Below are 14658 nucleotides of genomic sequence, written 5' to 3' on the forward strand. Positions count from 1 at the left end.
GCGGCAAGACCCACCGCAGGCCTGGGCCCGGTAACAGTTCTTCACGGCGAGCGAACCGCGAAATCCCAGGTGGGGCAACGATTTTCGCCGATCCATCACGCCGTGTTCCTGGGGGTCATTGTCAGGAAACTCCATGGAAAACATTGGCTGCCGTTGGACGTTGATAGCCCAACTTGTCAGGATCATGCGAGGTCTCCCATGAAGTTTGACCAAGGTTTCACTTCGATCTGCGCACTTGGTTGGGCCAGATAGATACCCAAGCACAAAAAACCTCCTGGATTGAGATCCAGGAGGTGCAGGGTGGCGCAGATGAGATTGAATCAGTGTCTGGGCTTGATGCTTAGATGGCGCCCCGGGTGGGCGGGGTGAGTCCGGCGTTGCCGGCGTAGAGCGCAGCGGTTCGGTTCACAGTGGGCAATGGGATGCCGTCCTCGGTGTTGAGGCCCCAGAGATAAGGAACAGTGTCGCGGCCGAAGCGGGAGGCATACTCCTCGCTGGTGAGGAGTGCGCCCAGAGCGGTCGTCTGACCCTGCTTGCCGCGCACGGCCAGGAAATCGCTCACCTCTTTGGGTTGACCGGCCCGCCCCATCAGGGCGAGATAGGCCGCAGAGGCGGCGCGAAGCGGGGCCATGCGGTTCAGGCGCTGCTGGAACAGGTCACTGGACGCGACGATCCCGACAAACTCGGACAGGGAGATCTGCCCATCACGCAGTTGGGATTCGGCGTCGCCGAGCCGTTCGGCGGCCAATGGCATGCGATTCAGCAGTTGCCGGTAGGTGGCTGCAATCACAGCCTGAAGTGAAGACTCGCTGGCTCCGGGCCGCCAGGTGATCGGCGCGCCGATGCCACGCCGGCGGCTGAAGCCCTGGGGACGGGCACCCTGGAGGGCGTTCGCCATCGCGGCCTGGGGTTCGCGAACCTGGGTGAAGCTGGCGCCATTGCCGCTCAGGCGTGCAGACCAGCCCCCCACCGGCGGGGAAGAAAGCTGGCGCGTGGTCTGGGCGGGAGCGGGTGACCAGGCAGGAGCCGCGTAGCCAAAGCGCTGACGTGCAGCACTCCAGCGCCGGGTGGGCTCCGGCGGCTGCTTGATGCTCTGGGGCCCCTCCACCGAAGGACGGGCAGCAGGCTGCTCGCCATCGGCGATCTTGGGGCTCCAGCCGCCCACGACGCGCTGCAGGCGACGGTCTGGCAGGTTGCGTTGGGTGAGGTCGCCGCTACCGCGGAATGACTCGTTACGGGCAGTTTCGGGGCGGCGCACAGGGGTGAGCTCCACAACCGCTGCCGCGTTGTAAGGCACCTTCAGCTTCGGCACCCGACGGGCGTTGAGATCGGCCGGCGTGACAAACCGCTCGTAGGGAACGGTGTCCTCACCGAAGGACTGGCTGTATTCGGCGCTTTCAAGGATCGCGTCGATGACGCCGTAGAAGCCCTTGCGAGCGGCTGTGTCGAAGTAGCTGTTGATCTCCCAGCGGCCGAAGGTAGGCCGGCCGAGCAGACGTCGATGGATCACCTCAATCGCTTTGGTGATGTACAGACCCGACCAGTAGCGGCGGCGGAAGGGATTCGAACGCGCCACCAGGCGAATGAACTCCCTCAGGGAGATGTCACCGTTCTCCAGCTTGATCTCTTCGACGGTGAGTCGTTCGCCCTGGTAGCCAGCGGTGCCGAGCACCTGGACGTAGACGGCACGAATCACCGCCTGGGTGCTGGATTCGGTGCCACGAATGCTGGGTTCTCCACCTCGGCGGGGCACGGAGGCGCCACCGGTGGAAATCTGCTGGAGGCGAACCACCTTCGGCCCCACCCGGCGCGGAGTGGACGCGCGGAATTGGGGGCTGTCCATCTGACCCGGCTGCTTCATGCCGTTGCCCACCAGGATGCGGCGGGTGTCGTAGCCGAAGGGCGCTGGCCGGGTGGCCACCGAGGCCGTGGACGACGGAAAGATTGCCCCGTACGTGAGGCCCAGAGGGTCGTTGCCGCCGCCATAGACGTGCTGGTCGGGCAGAGGCTGCCTGTAAGCGGCGTAGAGGGTGATGTATTGAGGCGCGCCTTCGAACGGGGCGCTGAACCGGAAGAGTTTGCGGTTGGAACCCCAGCCGGCACTCTCCTGAGCTTCTTCACCGAGATCGCGCAGGTAAGGGACCGTTTCCTCCCCGAACACCTGGGCGTACTCCATGGAATTGATCAGGGAGTCGACCAGGCCGGCCAGGCCCTGGGCGCTGACAATCGCGAAGTAGCGGCGGAACTCCTCAATCGAACTGACACCGCGTCCGAGGAAATGACGGAAGGCCAGCTCCACCACCCGGCTGTTGGAGAACCTGCCGTAAAACTGGCGGCGGTATTCCTTGCTGCGACCGAGGGCGCGGATGAAATCGCGCATCGACAGCTGGCCCTGTCGCAGCTGGGTGGCTTCCACCGGGCACACCACCTGGGAGTAGCCCTTGACGATGTCGCGTTCGAAGACCTGGCGGTAGGCGGCCCGGATCACCTCGGCCTTCTCACGCCCGGAGAGGCCTGGCTTCATCACGAAGCGCTGGGGGGATTCGGCTGCGAGGGCGTAGATCGCCGGCAGCTGCAGGCCCTGGTTCTCCGGGCTGCCGAGGCGCTGGCGCGGTGAAGGCGTGGGAACGTCCAGTTCCTTGAGCAGGACGTTGAAGCAGTCGATCACCAGCTGACGGGCCTCTGATTCCTGCCGGAAAAGATTGGCCGCTGCTGCACGCATTTCCTGCAGCGCCACATTGGTGGCGGCCAGGGAACAGGCTTTCTCCAGGACGTCGCGGAGGCCCCGGGTGTTCACCGCCAGGATGCTGGGATCCCCCGCCACGACGGCGTATCCCACGTAGCGCAGGAACCAGCCCATGTCCCGCAGGGACTTGCGCATCCGCTCAGTGCCGTAGCGAGCCACGCTGATCGGCGTGAAGCCCGTGGGCAGCACCACCCGTACATCGGCGTCGGCTTGCAGACCCTCGAGCACCCGCCCGAGCAGGCCACTACCGCCGGTTCCCTGGGCAAAGGTGCGCACCGAACGGCTGAAGGCGGCCTGGTCGGTGGCAAGTACGGTCTGTTCAGGCACGGTGACCGCAAAGGGCGTCAGCGGCTCATCGAGATAGGAGAGCGGTGTGCCGCCGGCGAAGATGCGGTTGGCCGCCTTGGCGACGATGGCATCCGCATTGGCCGAGAGTCTGCGGGCCGCTTCCATGCGGGTGGCGCCGCTCTGAAAGAAGGTGAGGAGCGTGTCGAGCTCCCCCTTTTCGGGAAAGCGATCCTGCTGCTCCGCCTGACGGACGCTGGAGAGCGGCAGGGTGTCGTAGCGCTGAGGGCTGACCCTGTTGCTGCCGCTGCTGGCGGTCACGGTCATGGAGAGGGGCGTGTACCAGGCCTGGCCAGGGTACGGCTCAGCTTCCGGCCCTTTTGAACGCCATAGACAAATGTTTGCAGCCCTGAGGGCACGAGGGGCACAGGCTGGGCCCGGCCATGAAAAGCTCGCCTTTCCCCTTCTCCATGCCTTTGCCTGTGTCCGAGCCAGTCGCCGATGCCGCCACACCGGCGGTGCGCTCCTTCTACGACCGCTTCCCTTATCCCGGCGATCCCCTGCAGGACGGCCCCCCGCCCGGGTACAACTGGCGCTGGTGCTACCCCTGCGTGGTGAGCGCCTGCACGGGGATGCTCCCGGAACAGGCGGGGCCCCTGCGCCTGCTCGATGCGGGCTGCGGTACGGGCGTGAGCACCGACTATCTCGCCCATCTCAACCCTGGAGCAGAGATCCTCGCGGTGGACATCAGCCCTGGCACGCTGGAGGTGGCCCGCCGGCGGTTGGAGCGCTCGGGCGGCACCAGGGTGGCCGGCTCCTTGCGGATCGAGCAACGCAGCCTGCTGGACCTCCAGGGCGAAGGCCCCTTCGACCTGATCAATTCCGTGGGAGTGCTGCACCACCTGCGGCAACCGGAAGCTGGCCTGAAGGCCCTGGCCGCGTTGCTGCGCCCGGGCGGACTCCTGCACCTTTTCCTCTATGCCGATGGAGGGCGCTGGGAGATTCACCGTGTTCAGGCCGCCCTCTCGCTGATGGGGGTCAATGGCGATGGCGAAGGACTGCGCCTGGGGCGCCAGCTGTTCGATGCTCTGCCGCCAGCCAACCGCCTGCGTCTCCACCATGAGCAGCGTTGGGCACTCGATACGGCGGCCGACGTCAACTTCGCGGACATGTATCTCCACCCGCAGGAGACCAGTTACGACATCAAGCGTCTCTTCGATTTCGTCGATCAGGCCGACCTGAGTTTCGCTGGCTTCTCCAATCCCCAGGTCTGGGATCCGGCCCGGCTGTTGTCAGGAGAACTGCTCGAACGCGCTCGTGCCCTGCCCGAGCGGGAGCGTTGGGCGTTGGTGGAGGCCCTCGATCCCGACATCAGCCATTTCGAGTTCTTCCTCAGCCGTGGGGAGCTGCCCAGGCAGACCTGGGAGGACGACGCCACGCTGCTGGCTGCGCACGGCTGCCGCAACCCCTGCCTCTGGGGTTGGCCAGGTGCCAGCCTGCTGGACCCCGATCTGCGGCCGCTCGATCTCACTCCGGATGCCGTGGAGCTGCTCACCCAGATCGAGCAGGCGCCACCGGACACGGCGCTCACGGCACTGCCGCTCGCCTGGGAGCCCGCCCGCGTCGCCAGAGTCGCCCGCTGGCTCTGGCAGCACCGTTTGCTGTTGCTCAGCGCACCAGTGCCAGCCTGAAACGTCAAGGGAGCTGTGCGGGCTCCGTGATAGATTCCGGCCGCCTTTCCAATGGATTTGGAGCGTTTGCAGGCTCTTCCCGACGCGTCCAAGATCACATCCGGCATGCCTGCCGGGGGTGTTTCGGGCGGCTCCCGTCAGGCCCTGAGCCTCGAGCCCATCACAGACGTTTTTCCTCCTCAGGAAATCAATGATCTGCGGGCAGCGCTCCTGCGCGATCTCTCCGGGCGTTCCTCGGAAGTTCCGCTACTGATCCAACCGGTTCAACCTGACGCAACACTCCCCGCCGAGGCCCCGCTGGCCAACGGTATGGACGACTACGCCAGGTTGCAGCGCCGCATTCAGCTGGCCACGCTGATTCTTTCCGCGTTTGCCGTTGTTCTTGCTGCCCTCCTGTTCGATCGTTCCACGGCTTTGAGCCTCGCTGTAGGCGCACTGGCCGGCATGCTCTACATGCGGATGCTTGCCCGCAGTGTCGCTCGCATCGGCGGCGACAAACGCGCGGTCGGCAAGTCCCAGTTGCTTGTGCCGATCGTGCTTGTGCTGGCAGCCTCCCGGTTGCCATATCTGGAGATCGTCCCTTCGCTTGTTGGATTTCTTCTCTACAAGCCGGCCTTGATTCTTCAGGCTCTCACCGACCGCTGATTCCCGGCCACCGCCCCGTCGATCCGGGCCTCCTGTCCTTTCTCGTCGCTTCTGCGTCACCCCAGCACACCGATGGCACCGTTGTCTCTCTTGCTGCCCCTGGCCGAACTGGAGGTTGGAAAACACCTCTACTGGAAGATTGGTGGTCTGGTGATCCACGGTCAGGTGTTCATCAGTTCCTGGGTTGTGATCGGCGCCCTGCTGGCACTGGTCGTGGTGGGCACCCGCAAGCTGGAGCGAGATCCCAGGGGTGTTCAGAACCTGCTGGAGTTCCTCTGGTCCTACGTCCGTGATCTGGCTCGTGAGCAGATCGGCGAAAAGGCCTACCGCGATTGGTTGCCGTTCATCGGCACCCTGTTTCTGTTCATCTTCGTCAGCAACTGGGGCGGCGCCCTGGTTCCCTGGAAGTTGATCCACCTTCCGAGTGGAGAGCTCGGTGCTCCCACCGCCGACATCAACACAACCATCGCCTTGGCGCTGCTTGTTTCTCTCGCCTATTTCTACGCAGGTCTCAGCCGGAAAGGTTTCCGGTATTTCGAGTACTACGTAGAGCCCACTCCGATCATGCTTCCGTTCAAGATCGTTGAGGATTTCACCAAGCCTCTCTCCCTTTCTTTCCGTCTGTTCGGCAACATTCTTGCTGACGAACTTGTGGTGGCCGTTCTGGCCTTCCTGGTGCCCCTGATTGTGCCGCTGCCCGCCATGTTTCTTGGTCTGTTCACCAGCGCCATTCAGGCCCTGATCTTCGCCACCCTTGCTGCCTACTACATCGGCGAGGCTGTTCACGAAGAAGCTCACTGAACTTCTGCCGCCCAGGCCCGTCCCAGCGATCTGCTATACCTCCTGCGCGTAGGTCCGGCCATTGCCGGGCCCATCTCCGATCCGGGGATGTCCCAAGCGCCAGGTCCAACCCGCGCTTCACCGGCGCCTTCCATCCCCCCCGTTCCAAAATGGATTCCATCACTTCCGCCGCCTCCGTCGTGGCTGCCGGTCTTGCCGTCGGCCTCGGCGCCATCGGCCCCGGCATCGGTCAGGGCACCGCTGCCGGCGGCGCTGTTGAGGGCATCGCCCGCCAGCCCGAAGCCGAAGGCAAGATCCGCGGCACCCTGCTGCTGTCGCTGGCCTTCATGGAAGCTCTGACCATCTACGGCCTTGTTGTGGCCCTGGTGCTCCTGTTCGCGAACCCTTTCGCAGGCTGATCGCCGTCCGTCGGGATCGGGAGACCAGCCCATTCATTTGGTGCGGCCCCGATCCAGACCCTGGCTTCGTTTGAACCGTCCAGACCCATCTGCCGTGCTTTGCACGGCAGCCGTACCTGATCCTTCCAGCGTCCCTGCCCCATGACCAGCTGGCTTCTACTCGCCGCAGCCGGTGCTCCAGAGGGAGGTCTCTTCGACCTCGATGCCACCCTGCCGCTCATGGCGGTGCAGGTGGTGCTCCTCACCTACGTTCTCAACCTGCTGTTCTTCCGGCCAATTGGTCGCACGGTTGAAGAGCGCGACAGCTACATCACTCTGAGCCGTGCGGATGCCAAGCAGAAGCTTGCACAAGCCGAGCGCCTCGCCGCCGATCTCACCGCCCAGCTTAAGGACGCTCGACAGAAGTCCCAGACGCTGATCGTGGAAGCCGAGGAGGAGATGGACCGGCTTTATCGCTCGGCCCTTGCTGCTGCACAGGCCGATGTCAACGCCAGCATGGAAAGCGCACGCCGCACCATCGAGGCTGAACGTCAGAAGGCCATCGAGCACCTTGAAGGCGAATCCGATCTTCTCAGCGAACTGATCGTCAACCGTCTGCTGGCTGCGAAATGACTCCTTCCCTCTTTCTGATGGCGCCCCATACCCCGCTGTTCGCCAGCGAGGGACATTTCGGGCTCAATCTCAATCTTTTCGAAACCAACGTCATCAACCTGGCGATCGTGATCGCCGCGCTGGTGTGGTTTCTGCCCAAGGTTCTCGGCAGCGCTTTGGAGCGAAGGCGCGAAGTGATCCTGAGCGATCTCCAGGACGCCGAGGAGCGGCTTGGCGTAGCCACAGCCGCTCTTGCCACAGCCCAGAAGGATCTGGCCGAGGCTCAGATCAAGGCGGATCAGATCAGGGCTGACGGCAAAGTGCGCTCTGAGTCCATCCGGCTCGAAAGCGAGCGTCGCACGGTGGAAGCCATGGCGCTGCTGAAACAGGGCTCAAGCAACGATCTTCAATCAGAAGCCGACAGGGTGAGCGAAAAGCTCCGCCGCGAGGCGGCCAGGCTGGCGGTCGAAAAGGCTCTTGCAGCTCTCCCCTCTAAGCTCGATGCCGGTGCCCAGCTCGCACTGATCGACCGTTCCATCGAATCGCTGGGTGAAGTCTGATGCCCTTGCTCAATACCATCGCTTCGCCCTACGCCGAAGCCCTTCTCCAGATCACCGATCAATCCGGTGAGAGTGAACTCGTTGCCGAGCAGGCCAAGCAGTTGCTTGATCTCTGGCACCAATCCGCTGAGCTACGCCAATCCTTCGTTTCCCCTGTGATTGAGCCGGAAACGAAGAAAGCCATTGTGGTGGCCCTCTTCCAGGAGCAGCTCACTCCGTCGTTCCTGAACCTCCTCAAGCTCCTCGCTGATCGTCAGAGGATCTCAATCCTTGATTCGATCCTGGAGCGCTTCCTCACACTCTTCCGTGAGCAGCGCCACATCGCTCTGGCCAGCGTGGTTTCCGCCGCGCCTTTGAGCGACGACCAGCAACAGGCCCTGCGCACCAAGGTGCAGGCGCTGGCTGGTACCGAAAACGTCGAGTTCAAGCTCGACGTCGATCCCTCGTTGATTGGCGGGCTGATCGTCAGATTCGGATCCAAGGTGATCGACGCCAGCCTCTCCGGCCAGGTCCGGAGGCTTGGACTGGCGCTCGCCAAGAGCGGCTGAGCCCCAAGGTTCCCGGCTTTCTCCTCCTTCCCCTCCCCTCCTTTCCTTCCATCGCCTCCCCGCGCGGGGAACTGAACCCATGGTTTCCATCCGTCCCGACGAGATCAGCGCCATCCTCAAGCAGCAGATCGAGGACTATGACAAGTCCGTATCGGTCAGCAACGTCGGCACGGTGCTCCAGGTGGGCGACGGCATCGCCAGGGTCTATGGCCTTGAGCAGGTGATGGCTGGCGAACTGCTCGAGTTCGAAGACGGCACCGAGGGCATTGCTCTCAATCTGGAAGACGACAACGTCGGTGTCGTGCTGATGGGCGAAGGCATCAGCATTCAGGAAGGCAGCACGGTCAAAGCCACCGGACGCATCGCTGAAGTGCCAGTGGGCGACGCCATGCTCGGCCGGGTTGTGGATCCGCTGGCCCGGCCCATCGACGGCAAAGGTGAGATTGCCACCTCAGAAACCCGCCTGATCGAATCACCCGCACCTGGAATCATCCAGCGCAAGTCGGTGCATGAGCCGATGCAGACGGGCATCACCGCGATCGACGCCATGATTCCGATCGGCCGCGGCCAGCGCGAACTGATCATCGGTGACCGCCAGACCGGCAAGACGGCCATCGCCATCGACACCATCCTGAACCAGAAGGGTGAAGGTGTTGTTTGCGTCTATGTGGCGATCGGCCAGAAGCAGGCTTCAGTGGCCAACGTCATTGATGTGCTGCGTGAGAAGGGAGCCCTCGATTACACCATCGTTGTGGCAGCCTGTGCCTCCGAGCCGGCGGCCCTTCAGTACCTCGCCCCTTATGCCGGCGCGGCTATTGCTGAGTACTTCATGTACAAAGGCCAGGCCACCCTGGTGATCTACGACGACCTCACCAAGCAGGCCCAGGCTTACCGCCAGATGTCCCTGCTGCTGCGCCGCCCGCCCGGCCGTGAGGCCTACCCCGGCGACGTCTTCTACTGCCACAGCCGTCTGCTGGAGCGGGCCGCCAAGCTGTCCGATGCCATGGGCAAAGGCAGCATGACAGCCCTGCCCATCATCGAAACCCAGGCTGGAGACGTTTCCGCCTACATCCCCACCAACGTGATCTCGATCACGGATGGCCAGATCTTCCTCACGTCCGACCTCTTCAACTCCGGCCTGCGGCCCGCCATCAACGTGGGCATCTCGGTGAGCCGCGTGGGCGGTGCAGCTCAGACCAAGGCCATCAAGAAGATCGCCGGCACCCTCAAACTGGAACTGGCCCAGTTCGACGAACTCGCTGCCTTCTCCCAGTTCGCTTCTGACCTGGATGCCGCCACACAGAAGCAGCTTGGCCGGGGCAAGCGCCTGCGTGAACTGCTGAAGCAACCCCAGTACAGCCCGCTGATTCTGGCCGAACAGGTGGCCGTGGTCTATGCCGGGGTCAAGGGCCTGATCGATGACGTGGCCATCGACCAGGTGACCCAGTTCGTTCGCGAGCTGCGGGAATACCTCAAGACCAATGCGGCTGCCTATATCGAGCAGGTGCAAACCGAGAAGCAGTTGAGCGAATCCTCCGAGGCCATGCTCAAGGCGGCCATCAGCGAAGTCACCTCCACCCTTCTGGCTTCGGCCTGATCTCCCTGAAGCGAAGCACCTGAACCATGGCCAACCTCAAGGAAACCCGCGACCGCATCAGTTCGGTCAAGAACACCCGCAAGATCACCGAGGCCATGGGGATGGTCGCGGCGGCCAAGGTGCGGCGTGCCCAGGAACAGGTGCTAAGGTCTAGGCCGTTTGCCGACCGCCTGGCCCGGATGCTCGAAAACCTGCAGACCCGTCTGCGTTTCGAGGATGTGGCCAACACCCCGCTGCTTGAACAGACCCGGCCTTTGCGTCACATCACCCTTGTGGTGGTGAGTGCTGACCGTGGCCTCTGTGGTGGCTACAACGCCAACATCATCAAGCGCACGGAACAGCGTTTCGCTGAGCTCAAGGGCCAGGGTTTCACGGTGGAACTGGTGCTGATCGGGCGCAAGGCCGCCGGATACTTCAAGAACCGTTCATATCCGATCCTCACCACGTTCACCGGCCTTGAGCAGGTGCCTACCGCGGATGAGGCGGGCAAGATCGGCGACGAAGTGCTGGCGGCCTTCCTCTCCGGCAGCACAGACCGGGTGGAGATGATCTACACCAAGTTCATCAACCTCGTGAGCAGCGGCCCTGTCTCCCAGACCCTGCTGCCGCTCGACCCCCAGGGCATTGCCGCCCAGGATGATGAGATTTTCCGTCTCACCACACGGGAAGGTCGGCTGGCGGTTGAACGGGGCGTGCCTTCCGGCAACAGCGTTCCGCCTTTGGAGTCGGAGTTCGTGTTTGAGCAGAGCCCGGATCAGCTGCTCAATGCCCTGCTGCCGCTCTACCTCGACAACCAGCTGCTTCGTTCCCTCCAGGAAGCCGCCGCGAGTGAGCTGGCCAGCCGCATGACGGCCATGAACAGCGCCAGCGATAACGCCAAGGAGCTCGCCAAGTCGCTCACTCTCGATTACAACAAGGCCCGCCAGGCTGCGATCACCCAGGAAATCCTGGAAATCGTGGGTGGCTCGGCGATGGGCTGAGGCCATCATCGAGATCCAGCCGCTGTTCCCGCTGGCGCTCGGCCGCCAGCAACTGCGCCCCGACCCGCTCGACTCAGCCGTGATGCTGCAGGAGGCCCTGCAGCTTCGCGGTGCAGCCAATGGCAATCCGTCCGAAGGTTGCGCCTGGACGGGCGACCTGAGTGACGCCTGGCAGGTGCATCGCCGGCCAGCTTTTGGCTGGCTGGTCTCCCAGCTTGAGCGTGCCGCTCCGGCCTATCTCCGAGCACTCGGTTTTGATACCGAGCAGATTGACTTGCACCTGCTGCGTGCCTGGCCCGTGGTGAGCGAGCCGGGTCAAGCCGTCGGCCGCCACCATCACCCCAACGCCCATCTCAGTGCGGTGTACTACATCACGGGGGATGGCAGTGGTCGCTGCGGCTGCCTGCGGCTCTTCCCGCACCGTCAGGTGAACGAGCTGGTGCCGGGCCTGGCCGTCGGTCACAGCGGGCCGATCACCCCTGATCACCCCCTCAACGCCCCCTGGCAGGACGTGGCTCCTCAGGCTGGTCTTCTGGTGCTTTTTCCTGCGAGCACCGATCACGCGGTGCTGCCCAATGAGGACGACGAGCGGCGTTGCTCGGTGAGCTTTGACCTTTTCCTCTCGGCCCGGTCCTCCAGCAGCCATCCCCCTGAGTTTCTCGCTCCCCACCCCGGCGCGTGGACACCGTTTGCGCGCACGGCCTGAGCGTTCGAACCAGCCGCTTCCCGCCCAAAGCTTTCAGCCAGCAGCTTCCCGCCAGCTGCCTCGCTCCCCGCATGATTTCGCGCGGCGCCAAACAGCTGCGTTTCCCCGATTCCTTTGCCAACGGGATTCGCTCCCTGCTTCGGGCCCTTCGGTGATGGGCGAGAGCGCCGTGCTGGCCCTCCGTCCGGGAAGATGGGGCCGCTGCCCTCCCTGAGCGGAGTTGCTCCGCTGCTTGCATCCTCTGCCATGAGTGAAACCTTCACCATCGTCGCTGCGCTCGACGGCGCGACCCATACCTTTTCCTGCTCGGCCGATCAGACGGTCCTGTCGGCGGCTGAAGCCGCTGGCGTGCCCCTGCCCAGTTCCTGCTGCTCGGGGGTCTGCACCACCTGTGCGGCTGTGATCACAGTGGGAACGGTGCATCAGCCCGACGCCATGGGTGTCAAGGCCGACCTGCAGACCCAGGGCTATGCCCTGCTCTGTGTGGCCTACCCGCGCAGTGATCTGCAGCTGAAGGCGGGACAGGAGGACGCGTTGTACGTAGCCCAGTTCGGGCAGTATCAGAAGTGAGCGCCTGGCCCGTGAAGCCAGAGATGCCGTGCGGTTGATCGCCAGGGAGGTGTGGGTGCCGCTTCCGGTCGCTGCGTCGCTGCCCGCCGCAGCACCCGCCGCCACTTCACCAGTCGCGTCATCGCCCTCCGCTTCGGTACTAGCCGCTGTGTTGGCGGCTCTCGATCGCGAGGAGGGCGTGCCGCTGCGCTGGGCGATCACGGCCGTCGAGAGCGCTGAGCACGGGGCCATGCGCGCACGGCTGGAAGCAGTGCTGCTGGTGGAGCCATGACCTCTGCCATCGGCCCAGGGGCGCCCTTGCCGCTCCTGCTGGTGATCCCGACCGGGATCGGATGCTGCATCGGTGGCTATGCCGGTGATGGTTTACCTGCCGCGCGCCTGCTGGCAGCGGCCAGCGGCTGCCTGATCACCCACCCGAACGTGATGAATGGTGCCGCTCTCTACTGGAGCGACCCGAGAATCCACTACGTGGAGGGCTGGGCGTTGAACCGCTTCGCCGCCGGGGATCTGGCGCTCGCACCGGTGCGTCAGCGCCAGGTGGGCCTGTTGCTGGATGCCGGCATCGAGCCGGATCTGCGTCAGCGGCACCTGCAGGTGGCGGATGCCTGCAGGGCCACGCTCGGCCTTGCCGTTGGCCCGGTGCTCACCACCGAGCGGCCCCTGGGGGTGGCGTTGAGCCGCAGCAGCAGCGGTGCGAGCGGTGGTGGGCTCGAGCATCCAGCCGAGCTGCTGCGGGCCGGGGAATGCCTGCGAGAGGCGGGGGCCACAGCCATTGCGATCGTGACCCGCTTCCCGGACGACAACGGCCCGCAGGAGCTTGCGGCCTACCGCGGCGGCGCTGGCGTCGACGGCCTGGCCGGTGCTGAGGCGGTGATCAGTCACCTGCTGGGACGCCACCTGGGGATCCCCTGCGCCCACGCGCCCGCCCTGGCGCCACTGCCGGTGGAGGTGGGCCTTGATCCTCGCGCCGCAGCTGAAGAACTGGGGCACACGTTTCTGCCCTGCGTGCTCGTGGGCCTGAGTCGCGCCCCTGATCTGGTGCCGCTGCAGCCGGCATCCCCCCTGGTCGGTGCGGCGCTGCCCGCCGAGCTGATCCACCCCGCCCGGATCGGGGCCGTGGTGGCTCCGGCCGGCGCGCTGGGGGGGGAGGCGGTGCTGCGCTGCGCCGCCCGCGGCCTGCCGGTGATCGCTGTTCAGAGCAATGCCTGTGTGCTCGAGGTCAGCGGCGACGCCCTCGGGATTCCGGTGCTTCCGGCCGCCACCTATGCCGAGGCGGCGGGTTTGGTGCTGGCTCTGCGCGAGGGGATCGAACCGTCAGCGCTGGTACGCCCTCTCCCCTCGCTGGCTGTTGGCGCGGCGGCGGATTGATCCGGATCAGCGCTGGCAGGGATCCCGATCAGCGCAGGCAGGCCATCGGGTGGCGGGTGGGCACACCCAGCGCCTTGGCCACCCCGGGGTGGCACACCGCCCCATCCACCGTGTTCAGTCCCGAGAGCAGTTCGGGCCGCTCGGTGACCGCCTCCACCAGCCCCCGGCCGGCAATGCCGACGATGTAAGGCAGGGTGACGCTGACCAGCGCTTCGGTGGAGGTGAAAGGCACGGCGCCGGGCATGTTGCCGACGGCGTAATGCTGCACGCCATGGATCGTGACCACTGGATCCGTGTGGGTGGTTTCGCGGCTGGTGGCGATGCAGCCGCCCTGGTCGATCGCCACATCGACGATCACGGAGCCGGGCTTCATGCGTCGGACCAGATCTTCGTCGACGAGGGTGGGCGCCCGGCCGCCGGGGGTGAGCACCGCTCCGATCAGCAGATCGGCGCCGGGCACCATGCGCTCGATCAGGCCCCGGCTGCTCACCAGGCTCACCAGCCGGCCGCTTCGGTCGGATTCCAGGCTGCGCAGACGCTGGGGGGAGTGATCGAGCAGGAACACCTCCGCATCCATCGCCGCCGCCAAGCGGGCCGCATTCCACCCCACCGTGCCGGCCCCAAGCACCACGACCCGCGCCGGCCTGACGCCGGTGCAACCGCCGATCAGAACCCCGCGTCCGCCATGGGGCTTTTCGAGCAGGTGCGCACCCACCTGGGCGGCGAGCCGGCCGGCGATTTCGCTCATCGGCGCCAGCAACGGCAGGTTGCCGTTGTCGAGCTGAACGGTTTCGTAGGCCACCCCGGTGGTGCCGGCCTCCAGCAGCGCCCTGCCCACATCCGGGTAGGCCGCCAGGTGTAGGTAGGTGAACAGGACCAGGTCGCTGCGCAGAAAGCGGAACTCTTCGGCCTGGGGCTCCTTCACCTTCACCACCAGATGGGCCGCCCAGGCCTCTTCCTGGCTCACCAGCTGCGCCCCGGCTTCGGCGTAGCTGGAATCGTCGATGCCCGCACCATTGCCGGCGCCGCTCTGCACCCGCACCTCCAGGCCATGGGACACCAGCTCCCTGACGCCATCGGGGGTGAGGGCCACGCGTTGTTCGTCCCGCTTGATTTCCGTGGGCACGCCGATGCTCGCGATCGGCGCGGTGGGACCGGGGCTGGCCATGCAA

15 protein-coding genes are annotated in these 14658 nt (G+C 65.0%); 13 read left to right on the forward strand and 2 right to left on the reverse strand.

The genetic code is table 11. The features are described 5' to 3' along the window. Positions 1 to 340 precede the first annotated feature (340 nt). Positions 341 to 3358: a phycobilisome rod-core linker polypeptide gene (locus KQ303_RS07280; RefSeq protein ID WP_259729784.1), complete on the reverse strand. Its 3018-nt coding sequence runs from the start codon at positions 3356 to 3358 to the stop codon at positions 341 to 343. Between the two features lie 143 nt (positions 3359 to 3501). Here KQ303_RS07280 and KQ303_RS07285 point away from each other — a divergent pair, with 143 nt between their 5' ends. The 13 genes from KQ303_RS07285 to KQ303_RS07345 all read left to right on the forward strand — a co-directional run bounded on the left by KQ303_RS07285 (position 3502) and on the right by KQ303_RS07345 (position 13486). Beyond that, positions 3502 to 4722 (forward strand): trans-aconitate 2-methyltransferase, encoded by a 1221-nt coding sequence (locus KQ303_RS07285; protein ID WP_259729785.1) that lies wholly within the window; start codon positions 3502 to 3504, stop codon positions 4720 to 4722. 51 nt (positions 4723 to 4773) lie between these two features. Beyond that, positions 4774 to 5367, forward strand: coding sequence for an ATP synthase subunit I (locus KQ303_RS07290; RefSeq protein ID WP_259729786.1), 594 nt, complete (start codon positions 4774 to 4776; stop codon positions 5365 to 5367). A gap of 72 nt (positions 5368 to 5439) precedes the next feature. Continuing rightward, entirely contained in the window at positions 5440 to 6168 is a 729-nt protein-coding gene (atpB, locus tag KQ303_RS07295) for a F0F1 ATP synthase subunit A (protein ID WP_094512732.1), read from the forward strand. A gap of 149 nt (positions 6169 to 6317) precedes the next feature. Next, the gene (gene atpE, locus KQ303_RS07300) at positions 6318 to 6566 is read left to right on the forward strand and encodes an ATP synthase F0 subunit C (protein ID WP_010315318.1); all 249 of its coding nucleotides are present in this window, start codon (positions 6318 to 6320) and stop codon (positions 6564 to 6566) included. 141 nt (positions 6567 to 6707) lie between these two features. Beyond that, a complete protein-coding gene (locus KQ303_RS07305; protein WP_259729787.1) occupies positions 6708 to 7178 on the forward strand; it encodes a F0F1 ATP synthase subunit B' in 471 nt (156 codons plus the stop codon). 17 nt (positions 7179 to 7195) lie between these two features. Beyond that, a complete protein-coding gene (locus KQ303_RS07310) occupies positions 7196 to 7717 on the forward strand; it encodes a F0F1 ATP synthase subunit B (protein ID WP_399233206.1) in 522 nt (173 codons plus the stop codon). Beyond that, a complete protein-coding gene (atpH, locus tag KQ303_RS07315; protein ID WP_259729788.1) occupies positions 7717 to 8265 on the forward strand; it encodes an ATP synthase F1 subunit delta in 549 nt (182 codons plus the stop codon). Before KQ303_RS07310 ends, atpH begins: the two co-directional genes overlap by 1 nt. Positions 8266 to 8344: 79 nt before the next feature. Next, positions 8345 to 9862, forward strand: coding sequence for a F0F1 ATP synthase subunit alpha (atpA, locus tag KQ303_RS07320; protein ID WP_094512728.1), 1518 nt, complete (start codon positions 8345 to 8347; stop codon positions 9860 to 9862). Between the two features lie 26 nt (positions 9863 to 9888). Continuing rightward, positions 9889 to 10842, forward strand: a complete 954-nt coding sequence (locus KQ303_RS07325) for a F0F1 ATP synthase subunit gamma (protein ID WP_259729789.1) — start codon at positions 9889 to 9891, stop codon at positions 10840 to 10842. Then, on the forward strand, positions 10823 to 11548 hold the full coding sequence (locus KQ303_RS07330) for a 2OG-Fe(II) oxygenase family protein (protein ID WP_259729790.1): 726 nt from the start codon (positions 10823 to 10825) through the stop codon (positions 11546 to 11548). The genes KQ303_RS07325 and KQ303_RS07330 overlap by 20 nt, the downstream gene beginning before the upstream one ends. Positions 11549 to 11794: 246 nt before the next feature. Next, positions 11795 to 12118 carry a 2Fe-2S iron-sulfur cluster-binding protein gene (locus KQ303_RS07335; RefSeq protein ID WP_259729791.1) on the forward strand — a complete coding sequence of 108 codons (324 nt, stop codon included), beginning with the start codon at positions 11795 to 11797 and terminating at the stop codon, positions 12116 to 12118. Between the two features lie 28 nt (positions 12119 to 12146). Continuing rightward, positions 12147 to 12389: a hypothetical protein gene (locus tag KQ303_RS07340; protein ID WP_259729792.1), complete on the forward strand. Its 243-nt coding sequence runs from the start codon at positions 12147 to 12149 to the stop codon at positions 12387 to 12389. Then, positions 12386 to 13486, forward strand: a complete 1101-nt coding sequence (locus tag KQ303_RS07345; RefSeq protein ID WP_259729793.1) for a DUF3326 domain-containing protein — start codon at positions 12386 to 12388, stop codon at positions 13484 to 13486. The genes KQ303_RS07340 and KQ303_RS07345 overlap by 4 nt, the downstream gene beginning before the upstream one ends. 28 nt (positions 13487 to 13514) lie before the next feature. On the opposite strand, the gene ald is transcribed toward KQ303_RS07345, so the two are convergent. After that, positions 13515 to 14654: an alanine dehydrogenase gene (gene ald, locus KQ303_RS07350; protein WP_094512724.1), complete on the reverse strand. Its 1140-nt coding sequence runs from the start codon at positions 14652 to 14654 to the stop codon at positions 13515 to 13517. Positions 14655 to 14658 lie beyond the last annotated feature (4 nt).

It is taken from the genome of Synechococcus sp. CS-1333 (genome assembly GCF_025128015.1).
GTDB lineage: Bacteria > Cyanobacteriota > Cyanobacteriia > PCC-6307 > Cyanobiaceae > MW101C3.